The 1,073-nt window shown below is 57.4% G+C and carries 1 protein-coding gene and 1 pseudogene; both read right to left on the reverse strand.

Annotated features, from left to right (window positions below; genetic code table 11):
• A partial coding sequence (locus HHL24_RS43460; protein WP_169491258.1) for a transposase occupies positions 1-220 on the reverse strand: 220 nt, incomplete at its 3' end.
• 404 nt (positions 221-624) lie between these two features.
• Positions 625-1,073: pseudogene (locus HHL24_RS43465) on the reverse strand (IS630 family transposase); the annotation flags it as partial.

The following is a 1,073-nucleotide window of genomic DNA, read 5'->3' on the forward strand; positions in this document are numbered from 1 at the left end:
CCATCGCCGGGTCCGAGAGACTGAACCACTGCTGAAGGAAGTGAATACGCAGCATCGTCGCGATCGGAAACGGCGGCCGGCCAGTCTTGCCCTTAGGATAGTGCGGCTCGATGAGCGCAATCAGTTTCTGCCACGGCACTACGCGTGTCATCTCATCGAGAAACTCGCGCTTGCGCGTGCGCTTCGTTGACAGATTCAAGCCGAGATCCATTTGCGTCATCACGTCGCTCCTTGAATTCTCCTGCTCCCAGGATAGTCCAAGCTCACGTCAATGCCAGGACTTTTGCAGACCTTCCTTAGCAACGCGGCGATCGAAGCAATGTTGTCCGGCGCTTCGATCGCCATGGGACCATGACCCTTAAGATGCCAAGACTCGGCGGCAGCCGCTGAGATACTAACCGCATCAACTCCAACGACAGACGGCAAGACGCTTCAGGCGAGGCAGCCGTCAAGTACCTTAAGCCAGTGACGGTGACCGGCCACGAATAACATCCCGTCCCGTGAGATTTGAGGTTGCTAACACGTTCTGCTTAGGCGCCCGCACACGTCCAGCCGCGATATCTCGCTGCCGGCGCACCAGCATGAGCATTGCGTCACGCCCTCCTTACATTACGATCATTCACGCTAGTGTTCCGTCCCAGAAATAACTTTGCATAGCCGTGCCACTTTCTGGAGAATGGAATCGGCTGTCGCGGTCCATACGAACGGACGCTTGTGCTGGTTGTACTGCTCGGTATAACGCTCGATGCTGGCGATGAGCTGGCGCACGTTTCAGAATGACCCGCGACGGATCGCCTGTTGCGTAATCAGGCCAAACCAGCGTTCAACCTGATTCAGCCAGCTCGAGTAGGTCGGCGTGAAATGCATGTGGTAACGCGTATGCCTGGCGAGCCACGCCCTGACCCTCGGATGCTTGTGTGTCGCGTAGTTGTCGACGACCAGATGCACGTCGAGATCGGCGGGCACCACCTGGTCAATATGCCTGAGGAACGCCAGGAATTCCTGATGCCGGTGGCGTGGCTTGCATTGAGCAATGACTTCGCCCGTCGCTGCATTGAGCGCAGCGAACAAGG

This window comes from Paraburkholderia polaris, from assembly GCF_012927345.1.
GTDB lineage: Bacteria > Pseudomonadota > Gammaproteobacteria > Burkholderiales > Burkholderiaceae > Paraburkholderia > Paraburkholderia polaris.